The following is an 18082-nucleotide window of genomic DNA, read 5'->3' on the forward strand; positions in this document are numbered from 1 at the left end:
CGGAGGCCTGCTCGCGCAGCGAATTTGCCGGCGGCCGCGCGGAACCTCATGCGTCGGTTGTCGACGGGTGAGGAGGGACGGCGTCGGACGGAGGGGTTCGGCGTCGGTTCGTAGGGTGGGTCCATGAGCGACGACGACCCCGTCCGCCGGGCGGCGCAGTACCGCGTGGACCGGGACGCGGCCCGCGACCGGGCCGCGCAGGAGCCGGCCCGCGCCGACCGGACCGGCCCGGCCGACGAGGGCACCGCCGAGCCGCAGGACCGGCCGCCGCGCCGCATGGACGACCGTGCCCTGTGGGTCGACACCGTCATCGACCAGGCGATGCGCCGCGGTGAGTTCGACGACCTGCCCGGTCAGGGCAAGCCGCTGCGAGGGATCAAGGGCACCCACGACCCCGACTGGTGGCTCAAGAACCTCGTCGAGCGCGAGCAGATCACCGGCGTCCTGCCCGCCGCCCAGCTGCGCCGCGACGCCGCCGAGCTCGACGACACCGTCGATCGCGAGAGCGACGAGCGCGGCGTGCGACGGGTCGTCGAGGACTTCAACGCCCGCGTCGTCGACGCGCGACGGCAACTCCTGGGCGGCCCGCCCGTCGTCACGCCCACGCGCGACGTCGACGCCGAGGTGCAGAGGTGGCGCGAACGCCGCCGTGCCCGCGGGATCCGCGACTGACCGGAGGCGTGTCGGTCGGGCGTCGTCACGGACGCGGCAGCCCGGCCCGGACCCGGAATCCTCAGGCGGAGGTGTGGGCCGCGAGACCGGCGCGGACGTGCTCGACGATGCCGTCGGCCGCCGCTTCGATCTCCGCGATCGTCGTCTCGAACCCGGCCTGGTCGCCGTACCAGGGGTCCTCCACGTCGATCAGGTGCTCGTCCAGCAGGCCGACGGTCGGGGCCGCCGGGTCGAACGACCGGAACATGCGGACCGGCGCGTTCGGCGCGAGGGACCGCAGCCGGCGAGCGTGCTGCGACGTCATCGCCAGGACGAGGTCGCGCTCCCCGAGATCGGCCGACGTCACCTGCCGCGCGCGGTGCCCGTCACCCGCCGGGTAGCCGTGCGAGGCCAGGGTGCGGCGGGCGCGCGGGTCGACGGGGTTGCCCCGCTCCTCGTCGCTGACGCCGGTCGAGTCGACCACGACACGGTCGGCCAGGCCGGCGGCCTCCAGCCGGTCCCGCAGCACGATCTCGGCCATGGGGGAGCGGCAGATGTTTCCGGTGCAGACGGTCATCACGCGGTACGGGCTCACCCGTCCATCATCCACGATCCGCACGGTCCGGCGGTCGGTCGTCCCGGTGACGTGCGTCGCGTCCGGGCGCGCCGGAACCTCTGCTCCACCTCGCTCCTGACCTGGTGCGGCGCCGGTCCCGTGCGCCCGCGCCCTCACGGGCGGTGAGGCCGCTTCTCGTTGCCGCGCCGGTAGTTTCCCGTGGCCCGGGCGAGCAGGAGCTGGACCTCGTCCTCGTCAGCGCGGTCCGCGGCCCGCTCCAGCGCCGCAACGAGCCGTGCGGCCGCCGCGCCGGCGACCGTCACGACGACGCGTCCTTCGCGCGCGACCCGGACCCGGCCGTCCTGGGTGACGTGGTGATCGAACGGGTGGGGGAACGCCTCGGAACTTGCCATCACGCCACGCTAGGAGGTGCCGGACGGCGTGCGCACGATCTTTTCGAACGTGTGGTCGCCCACGAGACGTTCCAGGTCATCGCGGAGCCGTGACAGCTGACCGGACGCCGTCGCGATCCAGGGCGGCATGGGCGTCAAGCTGCGCATGGGCGAGCAGGGCACTCGCGCGACCGCAGATCTCGATGTCTCCACGCGTGCGCGTGGAGAAGATTTCGAGCAGGCGTTCGGTGACCGGCTCGCACGCGGTGGGGTTGAGGGTTCCGGCATCCAAGGGTGCGCTGCGCCGTGACCCCGATGCCCCGGCCCGGGTCGCCTGCACGGCCTCGGTGCGTGCGGTGCGACTCCACGACCCCGGGCTTGCCGAGCCGCAGTACGTGATGCACCCCTACCGGGTCTCGATCCCGTTCCTCGGCAAGGCGTGGGCAGGCCTGGACGTCGAGGTCTCCGACCCCGAGATCGGTCCGTTCGCCCACACCCGCAGGCAGATCGACGGGCACCTAATGGAGTTCGGCGACCACTTCGGGTTCGGCGACCTGCAGCCGGTCGAGCTCGTCGATCTGGAGTACCAGATCTCAGAAGGTCCACGCCGTCACCGACCCCGACGACGTGCGGGCCCACGACCTGGTGGACCTGCAGCTGCTGTGGTTGCGCGCCCCGACCTGAGCGTGCTGCGGCAGATGTGCGTGCGCACCTTCGCCTTCCGCAATCAGCAGTCCTGGCCCCCGCTGCCGCTGCGGCCGATGGATGACTGGTCCCTGGCGTATGCCGACGCGCGCGACGAGACTCTCGTCGACGGGACCACTCCGATCCTCGCGACGCTCGACGAGGCCCGCGCCTGGCTCGCCGACAAGGTGCGCGAGATCGACGAGGTCTACGCACGCTGCAGACCTGGGCGGACGCGACACTGGTGCCGGTGCACGAAAAGGTCTGCGCCGCTTCGCAAGCCCCAGAAAGCCCCCAGCGACCACGAAGAGGTCTCTCGGAGGAAGCGAGCAGGACCGCTGCCCTGAACAAACGCCTAGGTCAGCGGCCCTTCTCGGCTGGTCGGGGTGACAGGATCTGAACCTGCGACCTCTTCGTCCCGAAGGGCAGTAGCACTGCTCGCGACCTGGGGAAGCGCACGTGTTTCCGCGCTTTGTCGTCCTTGGCTGTCGGTCGCCGTCGGACCGGCAGGGAGGCCGTAGATGCTCACTTAGTGCCCGGGGTAAACCACTAGTTCGTGAGGATCCGCAGTGCTGCCTGGCCTTCGCGACGGGCCTCACCCGGGATCGCATTCCAGTAGCGGGAGTCGTCGGGCAGTTTCCGCGTCAGTGTGGCGATGCGCTGACGGTCCGAACCGGCAAACGTCTCACGGATGGCGAATGGGTCATCGAGGCAACACAGCAGCGCGGCCGCGTCTTGAAGATGACGCTCGGGGTTGCGGGAGTCGGTGCGGTAGGCCGCGGCCTTGAGGATGAGCGCCCCGAACACGTTGGGCACACTGATGGTCGTCCGGCACTCGTCGATGACGAGATCTGCGTTGACGGTGCGGCGCAGCGCCTGGGTGCCGCCTTCGATCGCGACGAGGTCGTGGCCGCGGATCAGCTCGACCACACTCGGTGCAGCGTGGTCTGCGACCAGGACGTCGACGACGTCACTCGTGACCAGGTCGATGCGGTCGGTTCCGCGGACGAACCGGTGCGCGGTGCGCTCGCGCGGGTCGATCGAGGTGAGCATCCGGTATCCGAGGGACTCCAGGGCGCGCGCGGCCTTGGCCGGTAGGCCGCGCGTGGTCTCAACGTGCAGCACGATGTCGACATCGTTGGTCGGCCGGACGACGTCCAGGCCGTGGTGGATCGTGTGGAACTGGGTCATGAGCCCGCCGACGAGGGTCCACGCGGTGTGCGGTAGTGCGCCGGCGATCTCGGCAACATTAGGCCAGGGCGCGAGCCATCCGCCCGGTGGGGTCGCGACGGCGATGGTGGTGCGGTCAGCCACGCAGCTTCTCCAGGGCATCGGTGAGGGCGTCCAGGCCGGCGACGCGCTCGCGGACATCGAGCGACCCGGCAAGGTCCAGTGCGGCGAGCGCGGTGCCTGCATCGGCGAGGCGCGTGATCGTGGCGATCGGGAATGCGGTCGCGCGGAGTGTGATCCTGCCATCGGTGTCTCGGGTCAGCCCGAACCGGCGTTCCAGGTTGCCGAGTTCGTCCACGGCGACGTAACCGTCGATCGCGTTGGCCTCCGCCAGCCCGAGCTGGGGCCGCACGGCGCTCGTGCCGACGATCGCACCCCTCAGGCGCCCGGCGACGGTCGAGTGCCCGGCGTACCGGAAGGTATCGGCGCGATCCCTCGCCCTGTCGACCAGGTCCGCGGAACTCATGGTTCGAAGCCGCGCCTTGAGCCGGGACCGTTGGCTGGCGCCCATCCATGACGCCTCGAGCCCTGACAGGATTGCGACCGAGCCCCACGCCGTCTCCGGCAACCACGCCCTGGTGCGTCGTTGACCGCGCTCGGCAAGAAACGCCTCGATCGAGTCCGAGTCGATGACCCCACGTGCGAGTGCCGTCAGCTCACCCTGGGCGACGAGATGCTGCACCTGCCGAGTCGAGACCCCCAGGCGCTCGGCTGCATCCCGCACGGCAACCAACGACATGACAGACAGTTTCGCCTAAGCGAAACAATCAGTCAATTGATCACGCTGAGGAGCCAAGGACCCCTTGTATCGTGCGCGCCGGACTCTGCACACCGGCGCCGACCTGCTGACCGACAAGCAGCAGGCACGTCTCGAGGCGGTGTTCGCCATCGAGGAACATGTAGAGGTCGAGGCGACCTGGGGCATCTACCAGCGCATGATCACCGCCTACCGCCACCCCGACCGCGCCCAGGGCCAGGCTCTCATGACCGCCGTGATCGACTCCCTGACACGCGGCGTCCCCGCCGCGCTGAGCGAGCTCGTCACCCTCGGCCGGACCCTGAAGAAACGCGCCGCCGACGTGCTGGCATTCTTCGACCTGCCCGGCACGAGCAACGGCCCCACCGAGGCCATCAACGGTCGTCTCGAGCACCTGCGCGGCTCCGCCCTCGGCTTCCGCAACCTGACCCACTACATCGCCCGGTCCCTGCTCGAGGCCGGAGGCTTCAGACCGCTGCTACACCCTCAGATCGGATGAGCCACTCTGCCGGAGCCCTGGCCTCGACCCCTACCCAGCCGCCACCACCGGCGCCCGGCGTGTCACCCGAGCACCCCCTCATCTGCGCTGAGCCAGTTAATGAAGCACCCCGGTTTCGTGGCGCTCGGGGTAAGACGAAAGGCCCTCCGCGCCAAGCGTTTCCGCTGGCCGGAGGGCCTTCCTGGTGGTCGGGGTGACAGGATTTGAACCTGCGACCTCTTCGTCCCGAACGAAGCGCGCTACCAAGCTGCGCCACACCCCGAGGGATCACGTCCGCTCGACGAACCTGGGCCGAGCCCGGGCCCCGCGTGCGGAAGCCTGCTCAGAATAGCCGACGATCGGCCCGGAACGAAAATCAGATCAGCGCCGTGCGGTGAACGTGATCAAGGTCGCCTCCGGGCGGCACGCGAACCGCACCGGCGCGTACGGGGAGGTGCCGGCACCGGCCGACACGTGCAGCCACGTCGAGCCCTCGCCGCCGTGCTCGTCGGGGCGCGCGTCGGGCCAGCCGTGCAGGCCCTTGACGCGGTGGCGGTCGATGTCGCAGTTGGTCACCAGCGCGCCGTAGAACGGCAGGCAGAGCTGCCCGCCGTGGGTGTGCCCGGCGATGATCGCGTCGACGTCGTCGGCGTGCATCTGGTCGAGGACCCGCACGTACGGGGCGTGGGTGACGCCGAGGCGCAGCACGGTGCCCGACGGCGCCTCGGCGGCCTCCGGGTAGACGTCACGGTCGATGTGCGGGTCGTCCACGCCCACGAGGGTCACGGGGCGGCCGTGGACCTCGACGACGTCCCGGCGGTTGTCGAGGTCCGCCCAGCCGGCGGCGGACATCGCCTTCGCGAGCTCGTCGGCCGGCAGGTCGGGCTGCCGGCGGAACGGGAGCCGGGCGTCCGGCAGCAGGTAGCGGGCCGGGTTCTTGAACGAGGGGGAGTAGTAGTCGTTCGACCCCATGACGAACGCGCCCGGGAAGGCCAGGAGCGGTTCCAGCGCGTGCAGGAGAGGGGCCAGGGAGTCCGGGTGGGCGAAGTTGTCGCCGGTGTTCACCACGAGGTCGGGCTCCAGGGCCGCCAACGACCGCACCCACTCGATCTTGCGGCCCTGGCCCGGGGTGAGGTGCAGGTCGGACACGTGCAGCACGCGCACGTCACGCTCGCCGGGAGTCAGCACGGGCACGGTCACGCGACGCAGCGTGAAGAGCTTCGTCTCCAGGTGCGCGTAGGCGAGTCCGGCCGCCGCGACGCCGACAGCGCCGCCGAGCAGCTTCAGCGGGTTCAGTCGTCGCTCCCGCCGTCGCCGCCACGACCGCCGCCGTTCCCGTTCCCGTTGCCGGGGCCGTTGCCGTTCCCGGGGCCGCCGGAGTCACCGGAGTCGCCGTCGTCCGAGCCCGAGTCGCCGCCGTCGTCGCCGGAGTCCTCGTCGGAGTCTCCGTCGTCGGTCGTCGGAGGGGCGGGCGGCGCGGCCACCTGGCCGATGAGGTCCGGGTCGGGCTCGCCGAAGTCCTGGACCGGCATGCCCTTGACCGCCTGGTCCATGTACGTCTTCCAGGCGGGGGCGGCCACGGACGAGCCGTACAGCGGCTCGAAGTACTCGCCGTCGACCCACAGGCCGTTCGTGTGGTCCTCCGTCTGGCTCTCGATCGACCCGACCCACACCGAGGTCGCGAGCTGCGGCGTGAAGCCGCTGAACCAGGTCTGCGCGGCCAGCTGCGAGGTGCCCGTCTTGCCGGCCACCGGACGGCCGTCCTCGAGGCCGCCGAGGCGACGCGCGGTGCCGTCGGTGAACACGCGCTCCATGGCGTACACCATGGTGTTGGCGATGTTGCTCGCGAGGGCGTTCTTGTCGCAGTCGGCCTGCGGCACCTCGTAGCTCTCGCCGCCCGGGCCGGTCACCTCGTTGATCGCGACCGGCGAGCAGTAGGTGCCGCCCGAGGCGATCGTCGCGTACATCGACGCGACGGCCAGGGGAGACGTCTCCTGCGTGCCGACGATCATCGGCGCGACGACGTCGATGTCCTTCTCCTTGACGTCCGTCGTGCGCAGCGGGCCCCGGTCCTCGACGTCGCCCGTGCTCTTGCTCGTCGGTCGGAAGCCCATCTCGTAGGCGGTGTGCCGCAGGTCGCACAGGTTGAGCTGGTAGCCCATGGACACGTAGGCCGTGTTCACCGACTCGTAGGTGGCCTGGAGCACCGGCATCGTGCCGCCCGTGTTCCCCTCCGCGTTCCGCGGGTCCCAGGGCGACGTACCCAGACCGTTCGTGCACGGCGACGCCTGGAAGTTCCCGACCGTGTAGGTCGTGTGGTTCGCGCTGACGCGCTCGTTCAGCGTGTGCCCGGACCGCAGCCACTCCGCCAGCACCACCGGCTTGAAGTTGGACCCCGGCTGCAGGCCGCCCGACGCGCCGTGCAGGTAGTCCGCGTTGAAGTTGACGGTGGTGTCACGGCTGGCCTTGTCGCCCTCCGCGGTCCCCGAGTACGGCACGTTCTGCGCCATGGCGAGGATCTCGCCCGTGCCCGGCTCCACCGTGACGATCGCCGCCTCCAGGTTGGAGTCGTCGTCCTCCGGCACGGCCTGGTTGATCGTCTTGTACGCCGCCTTCTGCTTCTTCCAGTCCAGCGTCGTGTGGATCTCCAGGCCGCCCCGGTACAGCAGCTCCTGACGGTCCGCGCGGGTCTCCCCGAACGCGGGGTCCAGCAGGACCTCCTTGATGACGTAGTCGCAGAAGAACGCCGCCTGGTTCGCGGCCTGGCAGCCCGCCGACGTCGGGGTGACGTCCAGGGTGTCCTCGATCGGCGTCGCCTGCGCCTCGTCGCGCTGCTCGTTCGTGATGTAGCCGAGCTTCCACATGTTCTGCAGGACGGCGTTGCGCCGCTCCTCCGCCTTGTCCGGGTTGCGCGTCGGGTCGAAGAGGCCGGGAGCCTTCGTCACGCCCGCGATCGTCGCCGCCTCGACGGGCGTGAGGTCCGCCGCGGACTTGTCGAAGTAGTAGCGCGACGCCGACTCCACGCCGTACACGCTCGCCGAGCCGAACTGGGCGACGTTCAGGTAGCCCTGGAGGATCTCCTCCTTCGAGATCTGCTTCTCGAGCGCGACCGCCATCTTCGCCTCGCGCAGCTTGCGGTTGAGGGAGTCCTCGTGCGCGTCGATCACGGCGAACGGGTCGTCGTCCTGCAGCGCCGACTCGATCAGCATGTTCTTCACGTACTGCTGCGTGATCGTCGACGCGCCCTGGGTCGAGTCGCTGCTGAAGTTGTTCACCGCGGCACGCGTGATGCCGCGCGCGTCGATCCCGTTGTGCTCGTAGAAGCGCTCGTCCTCGATCGCGATCACCGCGTGCTGCATGTGCTCCGAGATCTGGTCCAGCGGCACCACGATGCGGTTCTGGTAGTAGAACGTCGCCAGGAGCCGGCCGTTCGACGCGTAGATCCGCGACTGCTGGGACAGCGGTCGCGGCTCCAGCTCCGCCGGGACCTCGTCGTAGATCTCGATCGTGCTGTCGGCGGCGGCGTTCGCGCCCGCCACGGCAGGGATCACGAACCCGGCGGCGAGCACGCCACCGGCCCCCGCGGCCAGCACGAAGGCGAGCAGCAGGGCGACCAGCTGGCCGGCCGGGATCGTTCGGGTGATGCGGCGGGACTCGGGTGACGCCATGGTGAACAGCCTAGAGGTTGACCTCCGGGCCACGACCCGAACCCGACGGGGCGCGTGTGCAGGTCCTGTGGAATGGTCGTGCCGGGCATCGAGCAGAGGGCCGCCGGGCTACCATCGCGCCATGGCTACCACGTGGGAGTACGCGACCATCCCCCTCCTGATCCACAACACCAAGGCGATCCTCGACCAGTGGGGTGCGGACGGCTGGGAGCTGGTCCAGGTCGTGCCCGGACCTGACGGCACCGGCCTCGTGGCCTACCTCAAGCGTCCCGGGGCGTGACCGTCGTGAGCGTCGAGGCACGCCTCGCCGAGCTCGGCATCACCCTCCCGGGCGTCGCCGCACCCGTCGCGGCCTACCAGCCCGCCGTCCGCTCCGGTGCGCACGTCTACACGGCCGGGCAGCTCCCGTTCGTCGACGGCGCCCTGCCCGTCACCGGCAAGGTCGGCGACGGCGAAGGCCTCGTCGACCCGGCGACCGCCGCGGACCTAGCCCGTACCTGCGCGCTCAACGCCCTCGCGGCCGTCCGCAGCGTCGCCGGCACCCTCGACGGCGTCCGCATCGTCAAGGTCACGGGCTTCGTCGCGAGCGACCCGTCGTTCACCGGTCAGCCGGCCGTCCTCAACGGGGCCAGCACCGTCCTCGGCGAGATCTTCGGCGACGCGGGCACCCATGCCCGCTCCGCCGTCGGCGTCGCGGTCCTGCCGCTGGACTCCCCGGTCGAGGTCGAGATCATCGCGGAGCTCCCCGCCTGATCCCGACGGGGTTGCGGTGATCGTCGCGCTCGCGCTCGCGGGGTGACGGTGAGGTGCGCGCGGCCGCGTTCACGCGCCCCAGGGGGCGCTCCACCTCGGGCAGGAGACGGCCGCGCGCACCACACCGCCACCCCGCTCCGTCGTCGGCTCACGTCCGGCGCACGACGACGACGCATCGTGACCACAGGTGTCGTCGAGCGAGGCGCGACCCAGACGACGAAGCGGGAGGGCGAGGGTGCTCCGCGTCGTCGTCCCACCCGAAGTGGAGGTCGCGCAGCGACCGTGAACGCGACGACGCGGAGCACCCTCGCCCTCCCGCAAGGAGTCGAGGACGAAGGCCGAGCGGAACCTCAGCGGGCGCGACGTTCCAGCCGGTCGAGGTCGAGGAGCACGACGGCGCGGCCCTCGCGGCGCACCCAGCCGCGGGTGGCGAAGTCGGCCAGCGCCTTGTTGACGGTCTCGCGGGACGCGCCGACGAGCTGGGCGAGCTCTTCCTGCGTGAGGTCGTGCGCGACGCGGACGCCCTCGTCGTTGGTCTCGCCGAACCGGTTGGACAGGTCGAGCAGCGCCTTGGCGACCCGGCCGGGGACGTCGGAGAAGACGAGGTCCGCGAGGGTCTCGTTGGTGCGGCGCAGACGGCGGGCGAGCGCACCGAGGAGCGTCGTGGCGACGCTGGGGTGCTGGGCGATCCACTGCACGAGGGCCTGGTGCCGCAGCTCGTAGATGAGCGCCTCGGACACCGACGACGCGGTGGCGGTGCGGGGGCCGGGGTCGAACAGGGAGAGCTCGCCGAACATCTCCCCGGGGCCGAGGATCGACAGGAGGTTCTCGCGGCCGTCGCTCGACCGGCGTCCGAGCTTGATCTTGCCCTGCGCGATCACGTAGAGACGGTCGCCCGGCTCGCCCTCGCGGAACAGGACGTCCCCGCGGCTCAGCTCCACGGGCACCATGGAGGCGAAGAGCGCCTTGGACTCCTCGCTCTCCATGTCCGAGAAGAGGGGGGCAGAGAGCACGACGGTGTCGTCCACAGCATTCCTCACGATCTCTCAGGGCCGACCTGGCGCCGGCCCGGTCTGCGCACAAGTGTGTTCCAGGTCTCAGTCTGCCTCACCAGGGGGCTCCGCGCCCGGAGGCTCGTCGCGTCGACGGCCGGGGGATGAACGACCGGCGCGCGCCGGAAGTTCCGTCAGGAGCGGGACCGGCCGGTGTCGGAGGCGGTGGATACGCTGCGGTGGTGCCCACGGTGAACCGCCAGCAGCCTACCCCGTCCGGTGAGTCGCACCTGTCGTTGGTGCGTCGTGCGCGGAAGGTGGACCGGGTGCTGGCCGAGACGTACCCGGACGCGCGGGCGGAGCTGGACTTCACGACGCCGCTGGAGCTGTTGGTGGCGACGGTGCTGTCGGCGCAGACGACGGACGTGCGGGTGAACGCGACCACGCCGACGCTGTTCGCGCGGTACCCGGACGCGGTGGCGCTGGCGGCGGCGGACCCGGCGGAGATGGAGGAGATCCTGCGGCCCCTGGGGTTCTTCCGGGCGAAGTCGCGGGCGACGATCGGGCTGGCGCAGGCGCTGGTGGAGCGGTTCGACGGCGAGGTGCCGCCCCGGCTGGCAGACCTGGTGACGCTGCCGGGCGTGGGTCGCAAGACGGCGAACGTGGTGCTGGGCAATGCGTTCGGCATCCCCGGGATCACGGTGGACACCCACTTCGGCCGGCTGTCGCGCCGGCTGGGCTTCACCACGGAGGAGGACCCGGTCAAGGTGGAGCACGCGGTGGGCGCGCTGTTCGAGAAGCGCGACTGGACGATGCTCAGCCATCACCTGGTGTGGCACGGGCGGCGCGTGTGCCACGCGCGGCGTCCGGCGTGCGGGGCGTGCCCGGTGGCGCGCTGGTGCCCGTCGTCGGGCACCGGGGAGCAGGACCCGGTGGCGGCTGCGAAGCTGCTGAAGCCAGGGCCGCGCGGCTAGGGCACGGCTGCCGGTCAGGCAGGTTCGGACGCCGGTGCGAGGGTGGCGGCCAGCACCCGCCAGCTCTCGCCCGCGCGCACCCAGAGCCGCGTGTAGGTCAACCGCGCGGAGACCGCGGTGCCGCCCTGGATCGCGTCCACCGCGGCGACCAGCCGGGTCACTCCGCTCAGGGCGTCCTCCTGGACGTCCAGCGACTCCTCCTCCAGGCGGGTGATCTGCAGCAGACCCGAGCGGTAGCCCTCCAGGTCGTCGTCCTTGGAGAAGACGGACCCGTCCGGGCCGACGCCGACGCAACGGGGATGCAGCAGCTCCTCCAGGGCGCTGACGTCGCCGCCACGCTGGGCGGCCTGGAGCGCGCGCTCGGCCTCGAGAAGACTCATCGCCCGAGTCTAGGCAGCGGGGAGGCTCATCATCGGCGCCAGCCACTCCGTGAGGAGTGCGTTGACCTGCTCGGGCGCCTGCTCGGGCAGGAGGTGCCCGGCGCCGTCGACGGTCTCGAACCGGAAGCGGCGGGCGAGGGCAGCGCCGTCGACGTCGGCGTTCCCTGGTCGCCAGAACGCGTCGACGGAGCCGTGGACCTGCAGGACGGGCACCTCGATGGGCCGGCGCAGCGCGGCCAGGTAGTGCCGGCCGTCGGGCCGCACGGAGGTGCGGGTGAGCCACCGGACCGCCTCGACGGCGCTGTGCGCGGCGAACGGGATGCGCAGCACGTCGCGGTAGCGGGCGAGGTCCTCCTCCGGCAGCGGCGTGCCGCCCCCGGCGCTCAGGACGGCGTCGACGCCGCGCCCGTCGACGAGCCGTCGCTCGGGCAGGGACGGGATCTGGGCGAGCGTCAGGAGCCGCTTCGCGGCGGGGGTGAGGAGGCGCCGGGGCGGGACGTGCAGCCGCAGCGGGTGCGGGGCGGACAGCGCGGCGACGCCCGCGGTGATCCCGGGCTGCAGGGCGGCCATCGCCCAGGCGAGGATCCCGCCGGTGCCGCAGCCCACGACGACCGCCTGCTCGTGCCCGAGCGACCGGACGACGCCGGCGACGTCTCGCGTGCGGGTGGGGACGTCGTAGCCGGACGGTGGCTTGTCGGAGGCGCCGGTGCCGCGCAGGTCCATCGCGGCGACGCGGATCCCGGCGTCGGCGAGGCCGGTGAGCTGGTGGCGCCAGGTCCACCAGAACTGGGGGAACCCGTGCAGCAGCACCACGAGGGGTCGGCGGTCGCCGTGGGTCCGTGCGGGCCCGGCGGTGGCGACGTGGAAGCGGGACCCGTTGGCGGGCACGAGCTCGTGGCGCCAGGGACCCTCGACCAGGGCACGGCTGTAGTCGGTGGCGTCGGACATGGCGGTCACGCCCGCAACCTACCGGCTCGGAGGCCGACCGGCTCAGCCGCCGGAGGTCACCGGCGCGGCGGAACCCTGGCTGCCGGACTCGCTGCCGCTCTCGGCGACGCGGTCCTTGGGCGGGTCGAACCGGTAGCCGACGTTGCGGACGGTGCCGATGAGCTGCTCGTGCTCGGGGCCGAGCTTGGCCCGCAGGCGCCGGACGTGCACGTCGACGGTGCGGGTGCCGCCGTAGTAGTCGTAGCCCCAGACCTCCTGGAGCAGCTGGGCGCGGGTGAACACGCGGCCCGGGTGCTGCACGAGGTACTTGAGGAGCTCGAACTCCTTGTAGGTGAGGTCGATGGGGCGGCCGCGCAGCCGGGCGGTGTAACCGCCGGCGTCGATGGCGAGCTCGCCGGCGGAGATCTCCTGCGGGGAGTCGTCGGCCGGTCCGCGGGCGGACCGCTCGACGACGAGCCGCAGCCGGGCCTCGACCTCGGCGGGGGAGGCGTTCTCCAGCAGGAGGTCGTCGGCGCCCCACTCGTGGTTGACGACCGTGAGCCCGCCCTCGGTGAGGACGAGCACGAGCGGCACCGTGAGACCGGTGGCGTGCAGCAGTCGACAGGTCGTGCGGGCGGCGACCAGGTCGCGGCGCGCGTCGAGCAGGACGACGTCGGCGTCCGGGGCGTCCACCAGGGCGGACGGCTCCATCGGCAGCACACGCACCTTGTGCGTGAGCAGGCCGAGTGCGGGCAGCACCTCGACCGAACCGCCGGTCGCCGGGGTCAGGATCAACAGCTCGGCCACGCGTGCTCCTCCCGTTGCCGCTGGTGGCAAAGGTACCGTGCCGTGAGCGACAGGTCACAACCGACCACCATGGGAGACTCGACCCCGTGACCGTGACCTCCCGCGCCGTGACGACCGCCGTGCTCGCCACCCTCCTGGCGGTCGCGTCGTTCGTCGGGCCGCTGTGGACGGCGGTCGCGGCCGCGCTGCTCGTCGTGCTGCTGGCCGTGGGCTGGGCCCCGCTGCTGCGGCTCCCTGCGGAGGGTGCGACGACGCTCGTCGTCCTGGTCGCGGGGCTGGGCGGTCTGGCGGTCACGTGGTTCACGCAGGGCGAGCCGGTGCTGCGGAACCTGCCGCTGGTGATTGCGATGTCGCTCGTGCTGGCCTTCGTCGCCCAGATGCTGCGGCGCGGCGGCCGGCCACGGCTCGTGGAGTCGGTGAGCGGCATGACGGCGGGCGTCGTGGCGGCCGTGTGCGCGGCGGGCTGGGTGGCGGCGGTGCGCACCGACGCGGGCGCGGACCTGGTGACGACGAGCGCGGTGGCCCTGGCCGTGGGGTCGGCGGTTTCTGCGCTGCCGATCGCGGCGGGCTGGACCGGGTCGCTGCTCGCGGCGGCGCTGGGCGCGGCGGCCGGCGTGGGCGCGGCGTCCGCCCTGCCGGAGGTGGAGCCGCTGCTGGGGCTGGTCGTGGGTCTGGTGGCGGGTCTGGTGGCGGCCGCCCTGCGGTTCCTGTTCGACCGGCAGCCCACGCTGGCGCGACGACGGGCGGCCCTGGCCGCCGTCGCGGTCCCCGTCACGGTGACGGGGATGCTGGTCCTGGTGGTCGGTCGCCTGCTCGTCTGACGGCCGGGCCGCGCGTCACTCGGCGCGGATCGCCTCGCCGGCGAGCTCGATGCGGACCTTCTTGGCGACGAGGACGCCGCCGGCCTCGAGGGCCACGTTCCACAGCAGGCCGAACTGCTCCCGCTCGAAGTCGGCGGTGGCGCTGAACCCGAAGAGGTTGCGGCCGTAGGGGTCGGTCCCGGCGCCGCCGAACTCGGCGTCGAGCGCGATGGGCCGCGTGATGCCGCGGATCGTCAGCTCGCCGTGCAGCACGAAGCTGGTGCTGCTCCCGGGGTCCCGCTGGAGGCCGAGCCGACCGGGGCTGCTGCGCTTGAGCATCGCCCACGAGAAGATCGGGTCGGGTGCCGGCTGCCACTCGATGCCCGTCGAGCGGAACTCGATGGTCGGGTGGTTCTCGACGTCGAGGAAGTCGGGGCTCTTGAGGTGGGTGTCGCGGTCGTCGAGGTGCGTCGAGATGGAGGCGGACTCGATGGTGGCGGTGACCCAGGAGTCGAGGGGGTCCTCGGCCACGTGGATCGTCGCGGACCCGGTGCCGAACTCGCCCCGGACGGGGCTGACCATCATGTGCATGGCGAGGAACCCGATGCGCTTGTGCGCCTCGTCGAGGTCGTACCTCCCCGGTGCGGGGATGACCAGGTCGTTCCAGGTCCGGGTGGGCGCTGCGGGCATCGTGGGCCTCCTGAGGGGCGGCGCGGGGAGCACGGGACGGGCACAAGGGTGCGTCGGGGGTGAGGCCCCGGGCAACGACCCGGGAACATCCATGCAAACCGATATGTTCCCACCCTGGCACGGAGGAGGTCACGCGAATGTCCGAACAGTGGACGATGCTCGCTCTGCTCGTCGCCGTCACCACGCTCGTCGGCCTGGTGTGGCGCCGGGCCCAGGGTCGTGTCCGGACGACGGTACCGGCTGCCGGGTCGGGGGTCGACGACGGGTGGGGCGCCGAGGTGGAGACGGCCGGGGCGACGCTCGGTGAGCGGGCGACGTTCCTCCAGCTGTCGGCCGAGGTCTGCTCCGCCTGCCGTTCCACGGCGCGGACGCTGCGCGCCGTGCGGGACGCCGAACCGGGGGTCGAGCACGTCGAGGTCGACGTCGACGACCGGCCCGACCTCGTGCGGCGCGCCGGTGTGCTCCGCACCCCGACCGTGCTCGTCCTGGACCCCACGGGTTCCGAGGTGGCCCGTGCGTCGGGCACGATGTCCTCCGACCAGGCGCGCGAGGCCCTCGCCGCCGTCGACCGCTCCGGTCGATCCCCGAGGAGGACCCCGTGACGACCGCCACCACCCGCACCGGCATCGACCCGCGCGGCCCGCGCGTCGGCGCGGGCATCACCGCCGCGCTGCTCGCCGTCGTCGTCCTGCTCGGCGCGACCACGCCCGCGCTGCTGCTGCTGGCGTTCGTCGCGCTGTCGTTCGTCCCCGGCGCCGTCAAGGGCCCGCAGGCCACCTGGCAGGGGTGGCTGTTCCGCGTCCTCGTGCGGCCGCGGCTGGCGCCGCCGACCGAGCTGGAGGACGTCGCACCGCCCCGCTTCGCCCAGCTCGTGGGTCTCGTGGTGACGGGCGTCGGCGTCGTGGCGGGCCTCGCGGGCGCGACGGCGGTCGTGCCGTGGGCGGCGGGCGTCGCGTTCCTCGCGGCCGCGCTCAACGCCACGCTGGGGCTGTGCCTCGGGTGCGAGGCCTACCTGCTGCTGAGCCGGCTGCGCCGGCGCGCAGGTCGCGCCACCTGACGCAGCGCGCGTCGGCGCCGCCCGGGGTCAGTAGACGAGCGCCTGGGCCCCCGGCCGCAACGACTCCTCGACGAACACCGCCGCACCCGCGATCCGCACCCCCGGCAGCACGTCGTCCTCGGTGATGCCGCGGCGGGCCGCGCACTGCGTGCAGACGGTGACGGTCCCCGCGGCCAGGACGGCGTCCAGCAGGTCCGCCGCCGGGGCGGCGTGGTCGAGCTCGAGCTCAGCCGCCCGCCCGGGCACCCCGAACCAGGCGGCCTCGCCCGTCAGCCACAACGACACCTCGACGCCCGCGGCCACCGCCGCTGCCGCCACCGTGAGCACCTGGTTCGCGGCCTCCGGCCGGTCGGTCCCCGAGGTCGACTTCAGGACGAGCGTGCGCGCCGGTGTGGTGTCGGTCATAGCGCGACCCTAACCGCACGTCGGTGGGTACGATCTGAGCATGTCGGTCCACGCGCTCGAGATCTTCTTCACCAGCCTCCTGGTCGTCACCGTCGGCGTCATCACCTGGTTCGCCGGGTACGTCGTCTACAAGCTGTTCCAGGGTCAGCGCTGATGCCTTTCGCCTTTCCCGACGGCCTCGCGCCCGAGGTGTACCCCCTGGCCTGGCTGGTCGGCCGGTGGGCGGGCACGGGAGTCGTCAAGTACGAGGGCATCGACGAGACGCCCTTCGTGCAGGAGCTGGTGTTCGACCACGACGGCGGCCCCTACCTGCGTTTCGAGTCGACGATCCGTGTCCGTTCCGGTGCGGCCGCCGACGGCGAGGTGCCCGACGGCGAGACCGGCGACGACGCCGGGTTCGACACCGTCTGGTCGACCGAGACCGGGTACTGGCGCATCTCGACGGACCGCCCCGACGGGCTGCCCGAGGACAAGCACGTCGTCGAGGCGCTCGTCACGGACGCGTCCGGGCGGCTCTCCCTGTTCCTCGGCGCCGTCGGTGACGGCCGGGTCGACCTGGCCACCGACTTCGTCGCCCGGACCTCCACCGCGGCCGAGGTGACCGCCGCGAAGCGGCTCTACGGCAACGTCGAGGGCCGTCTCCTCTGGGTCGAGGAGCTCGCCGCCTTCGGTCACCCGATGGCGTCGTACGCGTCCGGGGAGCTCGACCGCCAGTGACGTACCGCAGCCCGTTGCTCAGCAGGTCCGGGGCGGTCGCCGCCACCGGACCCGACGCCGGCGTCGCCTGGCACTACGGCGACCCGGTCGCCGAGCAGCGCGCCCTGGTCCGCGGCGGCGCCGTCGTCGACCAGTCGCACCTGGGCGTCGTCCGGCTCACCGGGCCGGACCGCCTCACCTGGCTGCACTCCATCACCTCGCAGGACGTGCAGGCGCTGCCGCCGCGCACCTCCACCGAGCTGTTCGTGCTGTCCCCGCAGGGCCGCGTCGAGCACGCGCTCGCCGTGGTCGACGACGGCACCTCCACCTGGCTCGTCACCGAGGCCGACCACGTCGAGCCGCTGGTCGCCTGGCTGACCCGGATGCGGTTCATGATGCGTGTCGAGATCGACGACGTCACCGGCGAGTACGCCGCGCTCGGCGAGCCCGTCGACGCCGAGGGCACCGCCGACGAACCCGTCACCTGGCGGGACGCCTGGCCCCACGTCGCGCCCGGCGGGACCCGGTACGGCGCACCGGCCGACGAGCACCCCGGCGCCGACCGTCCGTGGCGCCTCGTGCTCGTCCCGCGCGCCGACCTGGACGCCGCCGTCGCCGCGCGCGAGGCCGCGGGCTGGCGGCTCGCCGGCACGTGGGCGTCCGAGGCGCTGCGCGTCGAGGCGTGGCGGCCCCGCCTGGCCCGCGAGGTCGACGACCGCACCGTCCCGCACGAGCTCGACTGGCTGCGCACCGCCGTCCACCTGCACAAGGGCTGCTACCGCGGTCAGGAGACGATCGCGCGCGTGCACAACCTCGGCCGCCCGCCGCGGCGCCTCGTGTTGCTCCACCTGGACGGCTCCCAGCACGTCGTGCCCGACGCCGGCGCCGAGGTCCGCCTCGACGGCCCGGACGGCAAGGTCGTCGGCGTGGTGACGACCCTCGCGCGGCACCACGAGCTCGGCCCCGTCGCGCTCGCCGTGGTCAAGCGCAACGTCCCGCAGGACGCGCTGCTCGCCGTCGTCGGACCGGTCGGTCCGGGCCCCGGCGCCGAGGAGATCGTCGTGGCCGCCACCCAGGAGGTCGTCGTCCCCGGCGACGGCGTCTCCGCGGACCGGCCCGAGTCGCGCGGCGAGACGATGCGCGGCCTCACCCCTCGCGGCAGCGGCGCGCAGAGCCTGCTGTGAC

The 18082-nt window shown here is 72.5% G+C and carries 22 protein-coding genes, 1 tRNA gene and 1 pseudogene; 11 read left to right on the forward strand and 13 right to left on the reverse strand.

From position 1 onward, the window contains the following. The first annotated feature begins 123 nt into the window (after nucleotides 1–123). Nucleotides 124–672 (forward strand): DnaJ family domain-containing protein, encoded by a 549-nt coding sequence (locus I598_RS14600; protein WP_068203667.1) that lies wholly within the window; start codon nucleotides 124–126, stop codon nucleotides 670–672. A 61-nt stretch (nucleotides 673–733) separates the two neighbouring features. On the opposite strand, the gene I598_RS14605 is transcribed toward I598_RS14600, so the two are convergent. Both I598_RS14605 and I598_RS14610 read right to left on the reverse strand, forming a co-directional pair. Further along, nucleotides 734–1228: a low molecular weight protein-tyrosine-phosphatase gene (locus I598_RS14605; RefSeq protein ID WP_068205324.1), complete on the reverse strand. Its 495-nt coding sequence runs from the start codon at nucleotides 1226–1228 to the stop codon at nucleotides 734–736. Nucleotides 1229–1380: 152 nt separating this feature from the next. Continuing rightward, nucleotides 1381–1620: a hypothetical protein gene (locus tag I598_RS14610; protein WP_068203670.1), complete on the reverse strand. Its 240-nt coding sequence runs from the start codon at nucleotides 1618–1620 to the stop codon at nucleotides 1381–1383. Nucleotides 1621–1847: 227 nt separating this feature from the next. Between I598_RS14610 and I598_RS14615 the strand changes: the two genes are divergently transcribed. After that, complete coding sequence (locus tag I598_RS14615) at nucleotides 1848–2630, forward strand: hypothetical protein (protein WP_157557260.1); 783 nt, start codon at nucleotides 1848–1850, stop codon at nucleotides 2628–2630. Nucleotides 2631–2832: 202 nt separating this feature from the next. On the opposite strand, the gene I598_RS14620 is transcribed toward I598_RS14615, so the two are convergent. Next, the gene (locus I598_RS14620) at nucleotides 2833–3597 is read right to left on the reverse strand and encodes a hypothetical protein (RefSeq protein ID WP_198155704.1); all 765 of its coding nucleotides are present in this window, start codon (nucleotides 3595–3597) and stop codon (nucleotides 2833–2835) included. After that, nucleotides 3590–4252, reverse strand: a complete 663-nt coding sequence (locus I598_RS14625) for a helix-turn-helix domain-containing protein (protein ID WP_068203676.1) — start codon at nucleotides 4250–4252, stop codon at nucleotides 3590–3592. Before I598_RS14625 ends, I598_RS14620 begins: the two co-directional genes overlap by 8 nt. 58 nt (nucleotides 4253–4310) lie before the next feature. On the opposite strand from I598_RS14625, the pseudogene I598_RS14630 reads away from it, so the two are divergent. Beyond that, nucleotides 4311–4769, forward strand: a pseudogene (locus I598_RS14630) (transposase); the annotation flags it as partial. A gap of 185 nt (nucleotides 4770–4954) precedes the next feature. Here I598_RS14630 and I598_RS14635 read toward each other — a convergent pair. The 3 genes from I598_RS14635 to I598_RS14645 form a co-directional block, all read right to left on the reverse strand. Then, nucleotides 4955–5031: transfer RNA gene (locus I598_RS14635), tRNA-Pro, on the reverse strand. Nucleotides 5032–5129: 98 nt separating this feature from the next. Then, nucleotides 5130–6044, reverse strand: a complete 915-nt coding sequence (locus tag I598_RS14640; protein WP_068203677.1) for a metallophosphoesterase — start codon at nucleotides 6042–6044, stop codon at nucleotides 5130–5132. Next, on the reverse strand, nucleotides 6041–8416 hold the full coding sequence (locus tag I598_RS14645; protein ID WP_068203679.1) for a transglycosylase domain-containing protein: 2376 nt from the start codon (nucleotides 8414–8416) through the stop codon (nucleotides 6041–6043). The genes I598_RS14640 and I598_RS14645 overlap by 4 nt, the downstream gene beginning before the upstream one ends. Nucleotides 8417–8537: 121 nt before the next feature. Here I598_RS14645 and I598_RS17730 point away from each other — a divergent pair, with 121 nt between their 5' ends. Both I598_RS17730 and I598_RS14650 read left to right on the forward strand, forming a co-directional pair. After that, a complete protein-coding gene (locus I598_RS17730; RefSeq protein ID WP_157557261.1) occupies nucleotides 8538–8696 on the forward strand; it encodes a DUF4177 domain-containing protein in 159 nt (52 codons plus the stop codon). A gap of 5 nt (nucleotides 8697–8701) precedes the next feature. After that, complete coding sequence (locus tag I598_RS14650) at nucleotides 8702–9169, forward strand: RidA family protein (protein ID WP_068205325.1); 468 nt, start codon at nucleotides 8702–8704, stop codon at nucleotides 9167–9169. Nucleotides 9170–9519: 350 nt separating this feature from the next. Here I598_RS14650 and I598_RS14655 read toward each other — a convergent pair whose 3' ends face one another. Further along, nucleotides 9520–10197 carry a Crp/Fnr family transcriptional regulator gene (locus I598_RS14655; protein ID WP_068203680.1) on the reverse strand — a complete coding sequence of 226 codons (678 nt, stop codon included), beginning with the start codon at nucleotides 10195–10197 and terminating at the stop codon, nucleotides 9520–9522. Between the two features lie 128 nt (nucleotides 10198–10325). On the opposite strand from I598_RS14655, the gene nth reads away from it, so the two are divergent. Beyond that, on the forward strand, nucleotides 10326–11135 hold the full coding sequence (gene nth / locus I598_RS14660; protein WP_083973366.1) for an endonuclease III: 810 nt from the start codon (nucleotides 10326–10328) through the stop codon (nucleotides 11133–11135). Between the two features lie 14 nt (nucleotides 11136–11149). On the opposite strand, the gene I598_RS14665 is transcribed toward nth, so the two are convergent. From I598_RS14665 to I598_RS14675, 3 genes are read right to left on the reverse strand one after another with little or no spacing between them, the layout of a single operon-like run. Continuing rightward, nucleotides 11150–11515 (reverse strand): nuclear transport factor 2 family protein, encoded by a 366-nt coding sequence (locus I598_RS14665; RefSeq protein ID WP_068203682.1) that lies wholly within the window; start codon nucleotides 11513–11515, stop codon nucleotides 11150–11152. A gap of 9 nt (nucleotides 11516–11524) precedes the next feature. Further along, nucleotides 11525–12463 carry an alpha/beta fold hydrolase gene (locus I598_RS14670; RefSeq protein WP_068205327.1) on the reverse strand — a complete coding sequence of 313 codons (939 nt, stop codon included), beginning with the start codon at nucleotides 12461–12463 and terminating at the stop codon, nucleotides 11525–11527. A 42-nt stretch (nucleotides 12464–12505) separates the two neighbouring features. Then, the gene (locus I598_RS14675; RefSeq protein WP_068203684.1) at nucleotides 12506–13249 is read right to left on the reverse strand and encodes a winged helix-turn-helix transcriptional regulator; all 744 of its coding nucleotides are present in this window, start codon (nucleotides 13247–13249) and stop codon (nucleotides 12506–12508) included. Nucleotides 13250–13335: 86 nt separating this feature from the next. On the opposite strand from I598_RS14675, the gene I598_RS14680 reads away from it, so the two are divergent. Continuing rightward, nucleotides 13336–14070, forward strand: coding sequence for a hypothetical protein (locus tag I598_RS14680; protein WP_068203685.1), 735 nt, complete (start codon nucleotides 13336–13338; stop codon nucleotides 14068–14070). A 15-nt stretch (nucleotides 14071–14085) separates the two neighbouring features. Here I598_RS14680 and I598_RS14685 read toward each other — a convergent pair whose 3' ends face one another. Next, a complete protein-coding gene (locus I598_RS14685; protein WP_068203687.1) occupies nucleotides 14086–14739 on the reverse strand; it encodes a YceI family protein in 654 nt (217 codons plus the stop codon). Between the two features lie 137 nt (nucleotides 14740–14876). Here I598_RS14685 and I598_RS14690 point away from each other — a divergent pair, with 137 nt between their 5' ends. Both I598_RS14690 and I598_RS14695 read left to right on the forward strand, forming a co-directional pair. Continuing rightward, nucleotides 14877–15341, forward strand: a complete 465-nt coding sequence (locus I598_RS14690) for a TlpA family protein disulfide reductase (RefSeq protein WP_068203689.1) — start codon at nucleotides 14877–14879, stop codon at nucleotides 15339–15341. Next, nucleotides 15338–15796: a DUF4395 domain-containing protein gene (locus I598_RS14695; RefSeq protein ID WP_068203691.1), complete on the forward strand. Its 459-nt coding sequence runs from the start codon at nucleotides 15338–15340 to the stop codon at nucleotides 15794–15796. Before I598_RS14690 ends, I598_RS14695 begins: the two co-directional genes overlap by 4 nt. A 27-nt stretch (nucleotides 15797–15823) precedes the next feature. Here the strand turns inward: I598_RS14695 and I598_RS14700 are convergent, their stop codons facing one another. Further along, on the reverse strand, nucleotides 15824–16201 hold the full coding sequence (locus I598_RS14700; RefSeq protein ID WP_068203696.1) for a DsrE family protein: 378 nt from the start codon (nucleotides 16199–16201) through the stop codon (nucleotides 15824–15826). Nucleotides 16202–16354: 153 nt separating this feature from the next. Here I598_RS14700 and I598_RS14705 point away from each other — a divergent pair, with 153 nt between their 5' ends. Further along, nucleotides 16355–16918: a heme-binding beta-barrel domain-containing protein gene (locus I598_RS14705; RefSeq protein ID WP_068203698.1), complete on the forward strand. Its 564-nt coding sequence runs from the start codon at nucleotides 16355–16357 to the stop codon at nucleotides 16916–16918. A gap of 14 nt (nucleotides 16919–16932) precedes the next feature. Beyond that, on the forward strand, nucleotides 16933–18081 hold the full coding sequence (ygfZ, locus tag I598_RS14710; protein ID WP_232314176.1) for a CAF17-like 4Fe-4S cluster assembly/insertion protein YgfZ: 1149 nt from the start codon (nucleotides 16933–16935) through the stop codon (nucleotides 18079–18081). Nucleotide 18082: the final 1 nt, after the last annotated feature.

This window comes from Isoptericola dokdonensis DS-3 (assembly GCF_001636295.1).
Taxonomy (GTDB): domain Bacteria; phylum Actinomycetota; class Actinomycetes; order Actinomycetales; family Cellulomonadaceae; genus Isoptericola; species Isoptericola dokdonensis.

What these genes read in the sequence shown, in the direction of transcription:
- I598_RS14600 (WP_068203667.1), top strand. Translation starts at nt 124, where the DNA reads ATGAGCGACGACGACCCCGTCCGCCGGGCGGCGCAGTACCGCGTGGAC.
- I598_RS14605 (WP_068205324.1), bottom strand. Translation starts at nt 1,228, where the DNA reads ATGACCGTCTGCACCGGAAACATCTGCCGCTCCCCCATGGCCGAGATC.
- I598_RS14610 (WP_068203670.1), bottom strand. Translation starts at nt 1,620, where the DNA reads ATGGCAAGTTCCGAGGCGTTCCCCCACCCGTTCGATCACCACGTCACC.
- I598_RS14625 (WP_068203676.1), bottom strand. Translation starts at nt 4,252, where the DNA reads ATGTCGTTGGTTGCCGTGCGGGATGCAGCCGAGCGCCTGGGGGTCTCG.
- I598_RS14645 (WP_068203679.1), bottom strand. Translation starts at nt 8,416, where the DNA reads ATGGCGTCACCCGAGTCCCGCCGCATCACCCGAACGATCCCGGCCGGC.
- I598_RS17730 (WP_157557261.1), top strand. Translation starts at nt 8,538, where the DNA reads ATGGCTACCACGTGGGAGTACGCGACCATCCCCCTCCTGATCCACAAC.
- nth (WP_083973366.1), top strand. Translation starts at nt 10,326, where the DNA reads ATGAACGACCGGCGCGCGCCGGAAGTTCCGTCAGGAGCGGGACCGGCC.
- I598_RS14665 (WP_068203682.1), bottom strand. Translation starts at nt 11,515, where the DNA reads ATGAGTCTTCTCGAGGCCGAGCGCGCGCTCCAGGCCGCCCAGCGTGGC.
- I598_RS14670 (WP_068205327.1), bottom strand. Translation starts at nt 12,463, where the DNA reads ATGTCCGACGCCACCGACTACAGCCGTGCCCTGGTCGAGGGTCCCTGG.
- I598_RS14685 (WP_068203687.1), bottom strand. Translation starts at nt 14,739, where the DNA reads ATGCCCGCAGCGCCCACCCGGACCTGGAACGACCTGGTCATCCCCGCA.
- I598_RS14690 (WP_068203689.1), top strand. Translation starts at nt 14,877, where the DNA reads ATGTCCGAACAGTGGACGATGCTCGCTCTGCTCGTCGCCGTCACCACG.
- I598_RS14700 (WP_068203696.1), bottom strand. Translation starts at nt 16,201, where the DNA reads ATGACCGACACCACACCGGCGCGCACGCTCGTCCTGAAGTCGACCTCG.
- I598_RS14705 (WP_068203698.1), top strand. Translation starts at nt 16,355, where the DNA reads ATGCCTTTCGCCTTTCCCGACGGCCTCGCGCCCGAGGTGTACCCCCTG.